Below are 14,158 nucleotides of genomic sequence, written 5' to 3'. Positions count from 1 at the left end.
TCTAGCCGCGAAAATCTTCGAGGATCCGTCGATAGAACGCTCCTCGTGCTCCAGCGCCCAATGCTCCTGCGACACATTCCCGATCGAGATTCAGTTCTCCCACGGGCACGATTTGCCGCGCGATTTCGGGCGGTGTCGTTTCGTCAGACGTCCCCGTCTTCCAATCGTGAAAGGCGGAGGAGTATCGAACGACCGCTCCGCTCGCTGGCAAGTCAAGCAAGCCACCTTCGGCAAAGAACTTCAGTCCGTCGCCCATTTTTTCCCCGATGAGTTTGAGCCGGCCACCCAATCGATGCTTGAGGATGGCGACAAACACGATCGCGGCGGAAAACGTGAATTTATCGACAAGTACGACGACCTGCTGACTTGCGCTTTGGGCGCGGGCGTCGATCAAAGGCATCGTCAGAAGAAAATCACCGCCGGTGTTTCCGCGAACGTCAATCAAAAGCGTTTTGTCAGAGCAAGCGCGCACACGATCCGCTGCCTCGGATATGGCTTTGCGCAGCGCATCTTTGCCCGGGTCAAAGAAACTCGGCAGTTGAATTGAAAGCCCAAGTGCCTGCCAATCCTCAATCTCCACAAAGCTCTCAGGTTCCCAAGCTGGATCGGCTTTGCCGTGCTCGTTTCTCGGGTAGAGCGTCGACGCAGGAACGGTGTTTCCATTTGCTACTTTCAGATTGGTTGTCTGCCCATTTTCGTCCTGCACATGATACTCGGTCATACCGTCGTTGGACGAATATCCCAGCCGTTCCAACGCGTGCGGCCAGGCCAGAATAATCGGACCGATGACCCGCTTCCTCTGGCGCGTTCCCGCCAAAAATTTGTCCGCCGCGGCCTCGATTTCGCCTACAGCTGTACCGTTGACTGCCAGCAGCTCGCCTTGTGGGGCGATCACCCCCGATGCCGACCCAAGGACTTGGACGGAACGCCCCAGGCTTACGAACCGCAGAGGCAACACCGAGATGGCATCATTCGGGATCAGCCTTGTGTGCCCGTTGCTGGGAAGTGCCAGAAGGCGCATCGCCGACAGCAGAAATGCCTCGACCGAGCCCTCAAGTGCGTATCGCCGACTGTCACTGACACAGCTGTCTATCGCCGCCTTTTCGATCCGCCGAAAGCTGGGGTCGTTTGGCAGGACAGTCTCCAGAATGAGCTCCAGGTCATCGATCAGCGACATGGGTCACAGTGCGCATGGACGATCGGCAATGTCCAGATCGGGTGCGGATCCGGCGCTCTCCCGGCCCGGACCCTTGCTTTGAAAGGCTAAGCATCGAACCAAAAGTTTCTGTTGCAGCGCTCAGCCCGATTGGCCTGTACACCGGGCAACAACGGCTATTTACTTCTTCGCAAGAACAGCATTGGAACGGGCATCATGAAAATCGCCACCGCCGCCTACAATCTCGACTGGCTCGACAGCTGGGCGCAGTACGAAGACAAGCTGGACGCTTGGGTTTCGCAGGCCGCAGGGCAGGGGGCTGAACTGCTGGTGTTTCCCGAGTACGGCGCGATGGAGCTTTCGACGCTGGCCGGGGCCGAGGTTGCGGAGGATCTCGAATGCTCGATCCAGGCGGTATCCGAGCGGATGGAAGATGTACAAATCCTGCATCGGCGCCTCTCGGCCGAATACAATGTGTACATTCTGAGTGCGTCCGCCCCGGTTCAGGCCGGCCCAGTTCGCCCGGTGAACCGCGCCGAATTCTACGCCCCCTCAGGCGCGCAGGATCATCAGGACAAGCAGATCATGACCCGGTTCGAGCGCGAAGACTGGGACATCGCGCCGGGCGGACCGTTGAAGATCTTCGAGACGGCGCTGGGCCGTATTGGCGTTCTGATCTGCTATGACAGCGAGTTTCCTCTGCTGGGCCGCGCCCTGTCAGAGGCCGACGTGATCCTTGTGCCGTCTTGTACCGAGGCCCTGTCGGGTTATTGGCGGGTCCGCATCGGCGCGATGGCTCGTGCGTTGGAGAATCAATGCGTTACGGTCATGGCGTCGCTGGTGGGCAACAACGACTGGTCTCAGTCCGTAGACACCAACACTGGGACCGGAGGCGTTTTCGGCCCGCCGGACAAGGGCTTTCCACAAACCGGCGTGTTGGCAGAAGGCGTGCTCAACCAGCCAGGCTGGACCTACGCAGACGTCGATCTGTCGGCGATCGCCGAGGTTCGAGCGGATGGCCATGTCCTGAACCGATCCCACTGGACCGAGCAGACGCCCCGAGTCGAATCGGTCACAATGTCGCGCCTTTAAGTGATTCCACCCTTGAAATAAGGCCGAAATAGGCTCATTTAAGCGCCACCTGCGGATTCTGCAGGGCAACGCAAAGATGGAGACAACATGGCCAAGGAAGATACGCTCGAATTTCCCGGTGTCGTGAAGGAACTCCTGCCTAATGCGACGTTTCGGGTCGAGCTGGAAAACGGCCATGAGATCATCGCACATACGGCAGGCAAGATGCGCAAAAACCGCATCCGTGTTCTGGCCGGCGACAAGGTTCAGGTCGAGATGACCCCCTATGATCTGACCAAGGGTCGGATCAACTACCGCTTCAAGTAACGCCTGCCGCAATGGCGTTCATTCTAGGATCGGGCAGCCCCAGACGGCTGGACCTGCTGGCTCAGCTTGGCGTGCAGCCCGACGCCATTTCGGCCCCCGACATCGACGAAGACCCCCAAATGGGCGAGCTTCCGCTGCCGTATTGCGCGCGCATTGCCCGTGAAAAGGTGCATGCCGTGACTGCGGCGCCCGATGATATCGTCCTGTGCGCCGACACGACGGTTGCGCTGGGTCGACGCATATTGGGCAAGCCCGAGGATGCGGGACAGGCAGCCGAATTTCTGCACGCCCTGTCGGGCCGTCGCCACCGTGTGATCACCTCTGTCGCGGTGCGTCGCTGCGATCGGGTGTTGCAGCGTGACGTCGTTAGCCAGGTCAAGGTCAAGCGTCTTTCGGACGTGGAAATCAACGCCTATCTCGCCACCGGCGATTGGCAGGGCAAAGCCGGTGCCTATGCCATCCAAGGGCCCGCGGGCGCCTTCATTCCGTGGATCTCGGGCTCGTTCACCGGTATCGTCGGGCTGCCTTTGTCCGAAACCGCAGGACTGTTGCAAGGCATCGGTTACCCCTTGTATCGCGAGGCACTATGAAAGGTCGAACGATCATTTTGGATCACATTCAAGGCCGCGAAGCCGCAGCCCTGATGGTGGATGGTAAACTGGATGATTTCCTGATCGCCGCCGATGCGCCTGCCCCTGGTACGATCTACCGTGCCCGGGCCGAGCGGGCGATCAAAGGGCAGGGCGGGATGTTCCTGACAACGCCGGATGGTCCGGCTTTCCTTCGGCAGGTCAAGGGACTGGCGCCGGGTGAGATGCTGTTGGTGCAGGTCACGGGCTATGCTGAACCGGGTAAGGCCCTGCCGGTGACGAACCGCATCCTGTTCAAAAGCCGCTATGCCATCGTCACGCCGGACGCGCCCGGGCTGAACATCTCCCGCTCGATCCGCGATGATGAGGAGCGCGACCGGCTGCTGGTGATCGCGCATGAGCAGATGGACGGCAGCCCCTTCGGTCTGATCCTGCGCTCCGGTTGCCAGGGCGCGGATGCCGATGAGATCGCCGAAGACATCGCCGCCATGCGAGCGCTGGCCGAGCAGGTCGTGAACGACACCGGAAACGCGCCGGAAACGCTGTCCGAGGGCGACGGACCGCATGTTCTCGCCTGGCGCGAATGGGTGGAGCCGGCCGAGGTTTCGACCCAGGCGGGCGGTTTCGCGGACCATGGCGTGCTCGAGGCGCTGGACGCCGCACGTGGCGCATCCCATCCTTTGGCGGGTGGGGCGCATATGTATGTCGAACTAACCCGGGCTTTGGTGGCCGTGGATGTGAACACCGGTTCGGATGGCTCGCTGGCTGCGGGGACAAAGGCCAATTTCGCCTGCGCCAAGGAACTGCCGCGCGCCCTGCGCGTGCGCGGGTTGGGCGGGCAGATCACGCTGGACCTTGCGCCAATGCCCAAAAAGGACCGGCGCGGGTTCGAATCCGCACTCCGCGCTGCCTTCAGGGCTGACAGCGAAGAAACGATCCTTGCCGGCTGGACGCCGCTGGGGCATTTCGAATTGCAGCGAAAACGCGGTCGTATTCCATTGTCGGAGGTCCTGAGATGAGCTGCCCGATCTGCGGAGAAGATACGGTCAAGCAGTTTCGTCCATTTTGCTCGAAACGCTGCGCCGACATCGATCTGGCCAAGTGGCTGAACGGCTCCTATGCGGTTCCCTCGCAGCGCGAGGATGACCTTGACGATGAGATTCAGGATGCCGTCGAAATCAAGGATCGCCCGCACTGAAAAAATCTGAAAAAGCCTCTGGACACCGCGTTTGGCAAGTCATAGAAGGCCTGCACCCAACGGCAAACGCCGTTCCCGTGCCCGGGTAGCTCAGGGGTAGAGCAGTGGATTGAAAATCCTCGTGTCGGTGGTTCGATTCCGCCCCCGGGCACCATTTAACCCTCTGAAAACAATGCAGACTCGGGGTGCCTTTTGGGGTATAATACGCCCCGTATACAAAACTTTTTCCAATTCGATTCACTATCATGCGTTTGACCGATGTAGCTATACGCAAGGCAAAGCCACGAGATAGACATTACAAGATGTTTGACTCGGGTGGTTTGTACTTGTTCATAAGCCCTTCTGGTTCACGGCTTTGGCGGATGAAGTACCGATATCACGGCAAAGAAAAACTGCTTTCATTTGGTCCATACCCACTAATTTCCCTGCGAGACGCCCGTGAAAAGCGAGATGGTGCGCGAAGATTGCTAGTCGATGACATCGATCCTTCGATAGCCCACAAAGAAAAACAGGCTCGGCAAAAAGCTGAAGCTGAAGCCAGGCTACCTTTTGGCCTAATTGCCCAAGAATACTACACAAAACTTGTTATGGAGGAGAAATCTCCCGCGACGCTCAAAAAGCTGCGCTGGTTGTTGGAAAAGATGAAGCCATCGTTGTACGACCGCCCAATCCGCGAAATTGATGCTCGGGAATTATGGAACTTTTTACGCAAATTCGAAGCAGAAGGGAAATTTGAGACCGCCCAGCGTTTGCGAGGCACAATTGGTTCGATAATGCGCTTCGGAGTAGCTACTGGTCGAACAAAAGAAGATCCCACAACTTTCTTAAAAGGTGCCCTAGTTCAACACAGAGCCAAACCTCACGCAGCGCTACTTGATTTTGATAGCGTAGGAAAATTGCTTTTGAGTGTAATGCGAACAGGTGGCCATCAATCAACCAGGCTCAACATTGTTTTGCTCGCGCATCTGGCATGTCGTCCTGGAGAACTACGTCAAGCAAAATGGTCAGAGTTTGATTTTGAAGAGAAGCATTGGAGAATCCCAGCGGAACGGTTAAAAATGAGGCGTCCTCATCGGTCTCCATTGTCTTCTGTAGTTGTAAGATATTTGTTTGAATTGAGAGAGATGACCGGTTACTCGGAGTTCTTGTTTCCATCAGTTAGAACGCCGAAAAAACCGATGTCAAACGGGACAATCAACGGGATGCTGCGAAGAGCGAACTGTAGTTTGGAACCGGTCACGGCCCATGGTTTCAGGTCTACATTCAGTACGTTAGCTAATGAAAGTAGCCTTTGGCATCCCGACGCTATTGATCGCGCGATAGCACACGTAGAAGAAAACAAGTCACGACGCGCGTATGTTCGTGGAGAACATTGGCTTGAGCGAGTCCGAATGTCAGAGTGGTATTCGGAACGTCTGGAACGCAGTATGGAGCGCGCAAGAAAAGCCCTGTCGCATAGACAGCCTCAAAAAAGAAAATTCAGGTGAAGTAAGTCCATGGAAGATGACCAGCTTAGAGCCGCCGCATTCCAACATGTTCGCAAGTTGAGTGAAGAAAATGGCACGATCAGTTCCGAGGATTTGCTAGCAGGTTTTTTCTGTGACGGTCAGCGTTATCCACTTACGAACCCGCAAAGAGGAATATTCAAGCCTAGGCAAATGTCTGGCTTGCTATCAATAAAGACCGTGTATCCACGGAAAGGCCGTAAGATTTGGTACGAAGACCAAAGGGAAGTACATCGACAAATATTTCAGGGAAATGAAGTAATTGATTACGCGTATATGGGGTCTGACCCAAACGCCGCAGACAACCGTCTACTTAAAGAAGCGATGCACTCAAGTCTTCCCGTCATCTACTTTTTAGGCGTCGCTCCTTCTTTGTATCAGATCGTTGCTCCAGTGTTCATTGAGGATTGCGATGATGTGGCGTTGAAAGCCCAGGTTTCAGTCGGTCAAACCCGCTCGGGTTTGGAGGCACCTCCGCGAGATCAACTAGAAAGACGATATGGGTTGAGACAGGTTAAGCAGCGGCTGCATCAGGCCCAGTTTCGCGAAGCCCTTTTAACCGCCTATGAAGGCAAATGCGCGCTATCCGGCCTTCCAGAACCCAGCCTGCTAGATGCATCTCACATTATCGTAGATGGCGATGAACAATATGGTCAGCCAATAATAAGCAACGGCTTATTGTTGTCGAAGCTGCATCACGCGGCTTTCGACTCAAACCTATTGGGCATTGATCCAGATTGTTTGGTGCACGTTTCGGAAAAACTTCTTGTTAAAAAAGACGGTCCAGTGCTTGAGGCGATGAAAGCCCTAAATGGTTCCAAACTGTTGCTTCCAAAGAGGCGCTCTGATGCGCCTGACCGTGATCGTCTTGCTCGTCGCTTTGAGGTATATTGTGAAGCTAACTAAGTTAATCAATTCGATTCACTTGAAAAGTAAAGCCTACGATTTCCAAGGAATCGAAACGCGGGGTATTTTCCGGGGTGCCGAAGTGAAGTCGAAGTGTATTTTAGACATTATAAAACAATGTCTTAAGTGGAAATTGCCGGTGCGCCCCCGGCACCATTCCCAACAGGTAGGCTACTGTTTCCCTTCAGCTTTAACTGGAGCTGGCCAAGGGCGAAGTACATGCTGGAGAACAAAACCGTCCCATTCTCATTTGTGAAAGCAGGGGTTTTCTACTTCACACGACGGGTCCCGAAAGACCACGATCACCACAATACTGCCGGAAAAATATCGTTCTGGCTAAGGACAAGATCAGCGGCGGTCATAAAGTCCCGAGCGCAAAGAGCTGCTCGGCAACTCGATGAACACTGGTACCGCCTACGCATCCAAAACGTGGACCTACCGGGCAAGCATCTCCTGAGGATGGGAACTGCCGCCGAGCTTGGGTCTTCGATGTCATGCACCGATCAAGCCAGCGCTGACGCTGTAAAGCTCTCAGAAGCCGTATCAGTCTATCTGCAATTTCAAAGATTGAGTGGCTGGGGTGGTAGGATTCGAACCTACGATACACGGTACCAAAATGTAAGTATACGTGACACAAGGAGAGATTCCCTTGCCTTTTTTAACTTTAAGTTCAGTATCTTACGACCCTTTAAACGCGACATGTGCGGATTTGCTAACATATGCGAGCTTTGTGAGCACTTTCTCTTTCCTTGAACATCAAGACGCATCAGAAAGCATCATCTACTGTGGTAATTTTCCACAGTAGAATCACTGCGAGCACCGTTTCTAGCGCACAGGTGCAGATGTACGTGAACTTATCCAGAAACGTGGTCGAAACATGGTCGCTCATGAAAGCGACTTAATGACCAACACTCGTCGTTCGCCGAGTGACGCATATCACCGGCAAACGACGAAAATTAGTTAGCCCGATAGGTACTCTAGGACTGATGCAATGGCGGCATTGCGCATACGCCGTGCCCTCACGTCACCAACATAGTAAGCTTCTTTTAATTTGGTTTCGGATGCCGCCAAAACGTCACCGACAGTTTTAAGGCCCAGTTCATCCAGTTTCGATCTCTGCCAATCGGTAACGTCCAGCACTGTGTTAGGCTTGGACAATTGGTCAGCTAAATCAAACCCTTCCTGAATCTTCGATAGGTCGACGTTTTGTTGGAGCAGTGGGGTAAATGCAGAGTGGTTTGCACCGTATTCGCTCATACGCTTGGGAGTGAGTGAACTGGCGATCTGGAACGAAGTTGTTGCGGGTGTCGGCTCAAGGGCGAACAAGCAACCTAAATTTACTATATATCTCTTGCCAACTTCGCTGCGGGTCGCACGAATGCCCCCCGAATGCTCCGTAAGTACACCGGTGTAACAAAGGATTCTAAAAGCTTCTTTGACTATCTCTGGTGCATCCCGATGAATCCAAATATATGAGGTCGAGTTTTTTTCTCTTTCAAGATACCCGTCGTTCTTGGTTTTAAGCTCCGGAAGAACGATGTCTTCAAGGAAATTGCGACCCCAGTCGATTACAGATTTATGACCAAGGTACTTTTCTGATAGGGCAGAGTGCTCAGCCCATATTCCACCACGGTAGAACTCGCGTACGACGGAGTTCACTTCGCTAGAAGACATCTTTGGAGCTGTAGCAACTGTCTTAAGTAACAGACGCGGATTTCCTGTAGCGGCATAAGCCAAAATCGCAAAATTCTGTCGGTTACGAGTGATACTCTTCAACAGGCCAGAGTCGGCTTGTTTTTCAACGATTTTTCGCATGCTTGCGACATACTCTTCTGACCCGATATCCCGATTAATGGAAACCATTGTGGCGTCATGTGTTGGTTGAAAAGTATCCCCGTAACTTGTCACTCCGGGATAAACGGCAGCATTGCATGTCACGCAGTGGCTGCGCAGATCACGAAAGAGAGTAAAGAATTGCCTTTGTTGAGTGGGCAGAAAAATGTGGGCAGCTTCGTCCATGAAGAGTGCGAACCTCTGGATGCCGAGCTCTTCCGACAAATCCTCCAAAGCTTCCTTAACGTCTTCAATGCCGGGTACTAAGCTGCTGTCAATTTTTTGGTTGGGGTTTTTCCAAGACTCTTCATAAGACTTAATTATTTTTTCCAAGCCATCGGTGTCGGAATGATCTGCGGGTAAACCAGCAAGTATGTTGGCGCTGGTGGGCACGGTACCAAGCAGGCCCATTTGTTTTACTTTGCGCAATACAGCTCTGCATACTCTTGCGAGCATCCAATGTCGGAATTGATCTGGATCACCAGTTCTCAAGAGTGAGCTACTAACGAACGTCACATAAACCGGCACCACTTTCGATGTTTTGAACTCGGTGGCCAGCTCTTGCTCGGCGACACGCATTAGGAAGGATTTTCCTACACCTCGGCTTCCAACTAGTATTGTTGGATTTCTACCCTTCAATTGGTCTATGGCCGAACGGTCTTCCTTCGTCTCGACAAAAAATTTGAGGATGTCGGTTGGCCCGATGTCTTCCGTTCTATAAAAAAATTCACTCATTGGCCTGAATCCTCAAAAATTGCTTGAATTGGGGCCAGGTCACCAAACCCGCCCAGCACCAAGTCTTCAAGCTCGTCTTTCACGTCTGTCGAAGCATCCCTTAAGTGTCGACATATGAAAGCGAATTTAACGACCAGTCTTGCAGTGTCAGCTCGGTCAGCCCAAGCTCCTAGCACATCCGGATTATATGAAATCTCGGTATCTATTCCTTCATAGGATTGTCTGTTCCCATGGACAAACTCCGAGCATTCTCTGTACAGGGTCGTTGCAAGGCTGCGGTATTGATCGCAGTGCTCTTTCATCTCTTCAAAGAAAGCCCCGACGAAGTGCTTGGAGAAGACTCCGTTCTGTTCGTCTATGATTGATCGCCAATTCGAGTCTTTTTGATCTTTGAGCCACAAGCGAATGTCGATCTCATGAGCTGAAAAAAGAATACAACATAGCGAAAGCTCGAAAAACAGCCTAAGGCTAATGTGTGCCTGACGATATTGAGCAAATGAAGCCGAATAAAGAGCATGTTGGTACTCAACTCGAGCCAGTTTGAACATGGTTGCTTCAGTTCTATCGGCTATTAAGCGCTCTAGCTGATCAATATCTGCCGCGTCGTTGTGTGCCGCCGTAAACTGAGCCATCTTATCGCCGTCGTTCTGTAGCTCCGCAAGAGCTGTCTGACTGCGTGATAGTAACTGTGAGTAGTGATCTACAACCATGCTGCAAGCCTAATAAATTCGATGTCAGTATATGCTCAGGACTTCTCGATATGAAATGCAGCCTCACCCATTTCAGCTAGAAATCTCTGAGTTTAGGACAACCTCGGGGCTTTGTTAGCAACATTTTTTTCACAATAAAAGCAACCAAATAGAGAATTCTGAAGGCATGTGTATGCGGGCACTGACATCGAGGGAGCGAAGGCGCTTGAGGAAACTTAAGCATTGCGACCTACAGTCGTTGATACAGTCGACATCTTGGATAAGTATTAAGCCTATCTGCAGGCTTGGCATCGCGCTAGACGAGTTTCGCGGCAGCGTAATTACGAGAATCATGCCTACCTAAATCTCAACATGGTTTTAGCTCTCGCTATCGACTGTGCCGCCGGAGTCTCCGGAAATGCAGATTTTCTTCTGCTTGAAGTTAACGATGGGCACAAAATGTCACTTTAGATTGCACGTGTGTGCAAGCCGTTACCCCTGATATCCTTTGTAAATTTTTTAAATATTACAGTGCTTTAAGGCAATTTTGAAGATATTAAAGCTCCTAATTTCTCCGCAATCTAGCCACGCACAAATGATGGAGGAAGAGATGGCAGCACTTTACAAGAGAAAACTTGAAGAAAGAACGGTCTACAGGGTTGTGGGGAAAAGCGTGTCGGGAAAAAGAAAGGAAAAAACATTCCGATCTCGAAGCGAAGCCAAAAAGTGTTTGGCATCACTAATCAGGGCTGAAGAACGTGGTGAAAACTGGGTCGACCAAAAAAGCTTCTTAGAGTTGGCTAACGAGTATATGCAAGCGTCTGCTGTTGGTCGCGACGGAAAGCGGCCATTGGAGATTTCTACTCTGCATGCCTACAAACATTATTTGGACGCCTTCATCCTTCCAATGATTGGCGACATTCCCATCGGAGATCTGAATCGAGACAAGCTAATAGAGTTGATAATTCTATTGAAAGGTAAGTGTAAGTCAGTCAAGACCGCCGAACACGCCTTAAACCTCGTAAAGGCAATTCTAAATTGGGGTGTCGATCGTGACCTGATCTCCAAGCATTGTGCTCGGAACCTAAGCGTGCAACCGAATACTAGGGGACCAAAGAAAACCCCGGGCACGTTTTCTGACGATGAAATGCGTCGGATATATGCTAGCCTTCGATGCCTGTGCACATATGGCAGTCAACGTGACATTGATAGGTGGCGAGCTTACGCGCCTTTGGTTCTGCTATTAGCCACGACAGGTGTTAGAATTTCAGAAGCGTTAGGTCTGCGTTGGGAAGATTTCTCAGAGGACTATTCGCACGTGTCAATTTCCCGGCGTGTCGACACTTTGAGGAGGGGGATGACGCAAGAAGACCGAGTCGGGGATTTGAAGACCACCAACTCCTACCGAAGACTGGCGATAGTACCTGAGTTGCGCGAGTTGCTGGTTTTCAAGTTAAGAACAAGTCAAAGTCCTTGGGTCTTCGCGTCGAAATCTGGATACCCGAAACACTACCATTCGGTCCGAAATCACTGCTGGGTACCGTTGCTTGAACATGCTGGCGTTGATCACAGGGGATTTCACTCCCTTCGACACTATGTTGCATCGTCGGTTATGTTGGAAGGGAAGTATCTAGAAGCCTTCAAGATGCTCGGACACCATACTGCGAGTTTTACGATGACCCAGTACGGTCATGTCATCGACGATGGCTCGGATCGCTTCAGCGAAATCTCTAACGACCTGCTTGATAAATTCAGAGAGCAACGTTCTGAGGCGGTCCTTTGATGATGGCTGCTGACTGTAAGAAGGATAGCGGAACCGTGGTCCGCTATCCGAGTCTGAAGGCCGAACAATCGCTCTACGAAGCGAATTTCTGTGATTTTGGCTTCTGTTGGAGAGGAATCTACCACAAAAAACGTGGCATTTTTTATATGGAGTCATACGGGTCGCTGGGACAAGATACGTCTAACAATCAGAAAATAATGAAGAAAATTGGCTGGGGTGGTAGGATTCGAACCTACGATACACGGTACCAAAAACCGCTGCCTTACCACTTGGCTACACCCCAACGGTGAGCGGCTATCTACGATTGTTGGTGACGGTGTTCAAGTGCTTTCCCGCAAAAAAACGAGACCCGTGAAAATTTTTTTGCGGGCAGTCTATTTGGTCTCCAACAGCACCGCCCCGGTTCGGTTTCCGGCCTCGACCGCGCGGTGTGCGGCGGCGCATTCTTCCATGGAATAGACCTTTTGGATCGGACAGTTCAGCGCGCCGTCGGCCAGCGCTTGGTGGAGGTTCGCGACCGCTTCGTTGCGCAGTTCGGCCGGCAGCAGGTACACCAGAACCATTTCCAACGTCACCGATTTGAACATGAGCGGATAAAACGGAAGCGTCGGCGTCATATTCCGGGCCGAGCCATACGCATTGATTCTGCCGCTTTCGGCGATGACTGCAACGTTGGTTTCGACGTTTTGGCCAAACTCCACATCGACGATGCGATCGACCGTAAGCCCTTGATTGGCGTCCAGGATCTGTGTGGGCAAATCGGGCGCCGTGTAATCCAGTACCGCATCGGCTCCGGCCTTTTTCACACGTTCAAAGTTACGTGGACCGGCTGTTGCCAGCACCTTTGCTCCGCCCCATTTGGCCAATTGGACGGCAAGGAATCCGACCGTCCCTGCACCGCCGTGAACCAGCAGGGTTTTACCCGACACCGGGCCTCCGGAAAACACGGTGTGGCTGGCGGTCAGGCCGGGAATGCCAAGAACGGCACCGGTTTGCAGCGCGACCGCGTCGGGCAGGTGAACCGCCTGTTCCGAGGGCAGGATGATTTGGGTTGCGGCCGTCCCGAACGCACGACCCCACTGGCCGTTCCAGATCCAGACCCTTTGACCCACCCGCGAGTCCGGAACCCCTGGCCCGACAGCCGAGATGACACCTGATCCGTCGCTGTGCGGGACGATTACCGGGAAAGGCGGCTTGGTGATCCCGGGCCGTGCCCCCGCACGTGCCTTCACGTCCGAAGGGTTCACTCCGGAATAAGCCAGCGCAACGGTCACTTCGCCCGGCCCTGGGGGTGTATCCGGCAGTTCTTGAATGGACAGAACATCGGCGGCGGGTCCAAATGTCTGGTAGGTGACGGCTTTCATGGCGGCTCCGGTTTGTCGCGTCGTGACGTTCACCCTATCGTCGCGGGCCAGGAATGCTAGCCTGTCAAAAAACCATGGGAGATCAGACGATGAAGGCGTTGCGCACACCGGACGAACGGTTCCAAAATCTGTCCGACTATGATTTCGCACCCAACTACCTTGAGGTGGATGATACTGAAGGCGGCGCGTTGCGGGTCCACTATCTGGACGAGGGGCCGCGCGCGGCAGCTCCAGTACTGATGATGCACGGCGAACCAAGTTGGTCTTATCTGTACCGTCATATGATCCCGTCAGTCGCCGCCGCAGGCGACCGGGTCATCGCTCCGGACCTTGTGGGTTTCGGCAGATCCGACAAACCCGTCGACCGCGACGACTATACCTATGCGCGGCATGTCTTCTGGATGGGTGAGGTCCTGCGTCAACTCGATCTGCGGGACATCACCCTGGTCTGTCAGGACTGGGGCGGATTGATCGGGTTGCGCCTGTGGGCCGAGATGCCGGACAGGTTCGTCCGGGTGGTTGTAGCCAACACGGCCTTGCCAACCGGGGACCAGCCCTTGGGCGAGGCGTTTGCCGCCTGGCGACAGTTCAGCCAGGAGGTGCCGGATTTCCGCGCCGGGCGCATCGTCTACGGCGGAACGGTTTCAAAGCTGACCGAGGCCGAGGTCGCCGCCTATGACGCGCCGTTCCCTGACAATCGTTACAAGGCCGGGGCGCGACAGTTTCCGATGCTTGTGCCTGACCGCCCCGACGACCCCGAGTCGGAACCGAACCGACAGGCTTGGAACGTTATCCGCGGTCTGCAAACCCCTGTCCTGACGGCTTTTGGCGCTGAGGACAGGATCATGGCCGGGGTGGACGGGGTTTTTCAGAAACTTTGCCCTGGTGCGGCGGGACAGAACCATGTTGTGCTGCCGAAAGCCGGTCACTTCCTTCAGGAGGACGTGCCCCAGGAACTTGCGGAAACGGTTCTGGCCTTCATCCGTGAGACGGCCTGAGCA

At 53.5% G+C, this 14,158-nt stretch carries 14 protein-coding genes and 2 tRNA genes; 11 read left to right on the top strand and 5 right to left on the bottom strand.

Translation table 11 applies throughout. From position 1 onward, the window contains the following. Nucleotide 1: 1 nt before the first annotated feature. Nucleotides 2-1,177, bottom strand: coding sequence for a S41 family peptidase (locus ACR0MM_RS07165; RefSeq protein ID WP_480695222.1), 1,176 nt, complete (start codon nt 1,175-1,177; stop codon nt 2-4). 195 nt (nt 1,178-1,372) lie between these two features. Between ACR0MM_RS07165 and ACR0MM_RS07160 the strand changes: the two genes are divergently transcribed. From ACR0MM_RS07160 to ACR0MM_RS07120, 9 genes are all read left to right on the top strand, one after another. Continuing rightward, a complete protein-coding gene (locus ACR0MM_RS07160) occupies nt 1,373-2,248 on the top strand; it encodes a carbon-nitrogen hydrolase family protein (protein ID WP_480695220.1) in 876 nt (291 codons plus the stop codon). A gap of 87 nt (nt 2,249-2,335) precedes the next feature. Continuing rightward, nucleotides 2,336-2,554, top strand: a complete 219-nt coding sequence (gene infA / locus ACR0MM_RS07155; RefSeq protein ID WP_005978431.1) for a translation initiation factor IF-1 — start codon at nt 2,336-2,338, stop codon at nt 2,552-2,554. 11 nt (nt 2,555-2,565) lie between these two features. Then, a complete protein-coding gene (locus ACR0MM_RS07150; protein ID WP_480695218.1) occupies nt 2,566-3,144 on the top strand; it encodes a Maf family protein in 579 nt (192 codons plus the stop codon). Next, nucleotides 3,141-4,163 carry a ribonuclease E/G gene (locus ACR0MM_RS07145; protein ID WP_480695216.1) on the top strand — a complete coding sequence of 341 codons (1,023 nt, stop codon included), beginning with the start codon at nt 3,141-3,143 and terminating at the stop codon, nt 4,161-4,163. The genes ACR0MM_RS07150 and ACR0MM_RS07145 overlap by 4 nt, the downstream gene beginning before the upstream one ends. Further along, nucleotides 4,160-4,342, top strand: coding sequence for a DNA gyrase inhibitor YacG (locus ACR0MM_RS07140; RefSeq protein ID WP_170337460.1), 183 nt, complete (start codon nt 4,160-4,162; stop codon nt 4,340-4,342). Before ACR0MM_RS07145 ends, ACR0MM_RS07140 begins: the two co-directional genes overlap by 4 nt. Nucleotides 4,343-4,421: 79 nt before the next feature. Continuing rightward, nucleotides 4,422-4,496, top strand: a tRNA-Phe gene (locus ACR0MM_RS07135). A gap of 91 nt (nt 4,497-4,587) precedes the next feature. Further along, nucleotides 4,588-5,829 (top strand): tyrosine-type recombinase/integrase, encoded by a 1,242-nt coding sequence (locus ACR0MM_RS07130; protein ID WP_480695214.1) that lies wholly within the window; start codon nt 4,588-4,590, stop codon nt 5,827-5,829. 9 nt (nt 5,830-5,838) lie between these two features. Continuing rightward, nucleotides 5,839-6,753 (top strand): HNH endonuclease, encoded by a 915-nt coding sequence (locus ACR0MM_RS07125; RefSeq protein ID WP_480695212.1) that lies wholly within the window; start codon nt 5,839-5,841, stop codon nt 6,751-6,753. Nucleotides 6,754-6,972: 219 nt separating this feature from the next. After that, the gene (locus ACR0MM_RS07120; RefSeq protein ID WP_480695210.1) at nt 6,973-7,506 is read left to right on the top strand and encodes a DUF6538 domain-containing protein; all 534 of its coding nucleotides are present in this window, start codon (nt 6,973-6,975) and stop codon (nt 7,504-7,506) included. Between the two features lie 207 nt (nt 7,507-7,713). Here ACR0MM_RS07120 and ACR0MM_RS07115 read toward each other — a convergent pair whose 3' ends face one another. Both ACR0MM_RS07115 and ACR0MM_RS07110 read right to left on the bottom strand, forming a co-directional pair. Further along, nucleotides 7,714-9,321, bottom strand: coding sequence for an ORC-CDC6 family AAA ATPase (locus ACR0MM_RS07115; protein ID WP_480695208.1), 1,608 nt, complete (start codon nt 9,319-9,321; stop codon nt 7,714-7,716). Next, complete coding sequence (locus ACR0MM_RS07110; RefSeq protein WP_480695206.1) at nt 9,318-9,953, bottom strand: hypothetical protein; 636 nt, start codon at nt 9,951-9,953, stop codon at nt 9,318-9,320. The genes ACR0MM_RS07115 and ACR0MM_RS07110 overlap by 4 nt, the downstream gene beginning before the upstream one ends. Nucleotides 9,954-10,620: 667 nt before the next feature. Here ACR0MM_RS07110 and ACR0MM_RS07105 point away from each other — a divergent pair. After that, nucleotides 10,621-11,793 (top strand): tyrosine-type recombinase/integrase, encoded by a 1,173-nt coding sequence (locus ACR0MM_RS07105; protein WP_480695204.1) that lies wholly within the window; start codon nt 10,621-10,623, stop codon nt 11,791-11,793. 208 nt (nt 11,794-12,001) lie between these two features. Here ACR0MM_RS07105 and ACR0MM_RS07100 read toward each other — a convergent pair. Together ACR0MM_RS07100 and ACR0MM_RS07095 are read right to left on the bottom strand one after the other, a co-directional pair. Further along, nucleotides 12,002-12,076: transfer RNA gene (locus ACR0MM_RS07100), tRNA-Gln, on the bottom strand. A 91-nt stretch (nt 12,077-12,167) separates the two neighbouring features. Next, on the bottom strand, nt 12,168-13,157 hold the full coding sequence (locus ACR0MM_RS07095; RefSeq protein WP_480695202.1) for an NADPH:quinone reductase: 990 nt from the start codon (nt 13,155-13,157) through the stop codon (nt 12,168-12,170). A gap of 89 nt (nt 13,158-13,246) precedes the next feature. Between ACR0MM_RS07095 and ACR0MM_RS07090 the strand changes: the two genes are divergently transcribed. Further along, on the top strand, nt 13,247-14,155 hold the full coding sequence (locus ACR0MM_RS07090) for a haloalkane dehalogenase (protein ID WP_480695200.1): 909 nt from the start codon (nt 13,247-13,249) through the stop codon (nt 14,153-14,155). The last annotated feature ends 3 nt before the right edge of the window (nt 14,156-14,158 follow it).

It is taken from the genome of Ruegeria sp. BC6 (assembly GCF_056539185.1).
The sequence above is the reverse complement of the archived record's forward strand: the minus strand, read 5'-3'. Positions and strand labels throughout refer to the sequence as shown.

Bases quoted from the DNA above. Each gene is read 5' to 3' on its own strand.
- ACR0MM_RS07165 (WP_480695222.1), bottom strand. From the start codon at position 1,177: ATGTCGCTGATCGATGACCTGGAGCTCATTCTGGAGACTGTCCTGCCA.
- ACR0MM_RS07095 (WP_480695202.1), bottom strand. From the start codon at position 13,157: ATGAAAGCCGTCACCTACCAGACATTTGGACCCGCCGCCGATGTTCTG.
- ACR0MM_RS07145 (WP_480695216.1), top strand. From the start codon at position 3,141: ATGAAAGGTCGAACGATCATTTTGGATCACATTCAAGGCCGCGAAGCC.
- ACR0MM_RS07130 (WP_480695214.1), top strand. From the start codon at position 4,588: ATGCGTTTGACCGATGTAGCTATACGCAAGGCAAAGCCACGAGATAGA.
- infA (WP_005978431.1), top strand. From the start codon at position 2,336: ATGGCCAAGGAAGATACGCTCGAATTTCCCGGTGTCGTGAAGGAACTC.
- ACR0MM_RS07140 (WP_170337460.1), top strand. From the start codon at position 4,160: ATGAGCTGCCCGATCTGCGGAGAAGATACGGTCAAGCAGTTTCGTCCA.
- ACR0MM_RS07125 (WP_480695212.1), top strand. From the start codon at position 5,839: ATGGAAGATGACCAGCTTAGAGCCGCCGCATTCCAACATGTTCGCAAG.
- ACR0MM_RS07110 (WP_480695206.1), bottom strand. From the start codon at position 9,953: ATGGCTCAGTTTACGGCGGCACACAACGACGCGGCAGATATTGATCAG.
- ACR0MM_RS07115 (WP_480695208.1), bottom strand. From the start codon at position 9,321: ATGAGTGAATTTTTTTATAGAACGGAAGACATCGGGCCAACCGACATC.
- ACR0MM_RS07160 (WP_480695220.1), top strand. From the start codon at position 1,373: ATGAAAATCGCCACCGCCGCCTACAATCTCGACTGGCTCGACAGCTGG.
- ACR0MM_RS07090 (WP_480695200.1), top strand. From the start codon at position 13,247: ATGAAGGCGTTGCGCACACCGGACGAACGGTTCCAAAATCTGTCCGAC.
- ACR0MM_RS07105 (WP_480695204.1), top strand. From the start codon at position 10,621: ATGGCAGCACTTTACAAGAGAAAACTTGAAGAAAGAACGGTCTACAGG.
- ACR0MM_RS07120 (WP_480695210.1), top strand. From the start codon at position 6,973: ATGCTGGAGAACAAAACCGTCCCATTCTCATTTGTGAAAGCAGGGGTT.
- ACR0MM_RS07150 (WP_480695218.1), top strand. From the start codon at position 2,566: ATGGCGTTCATTCTAGGATCGGGCAGCCCCAGACGGCTGGACCTGCTG.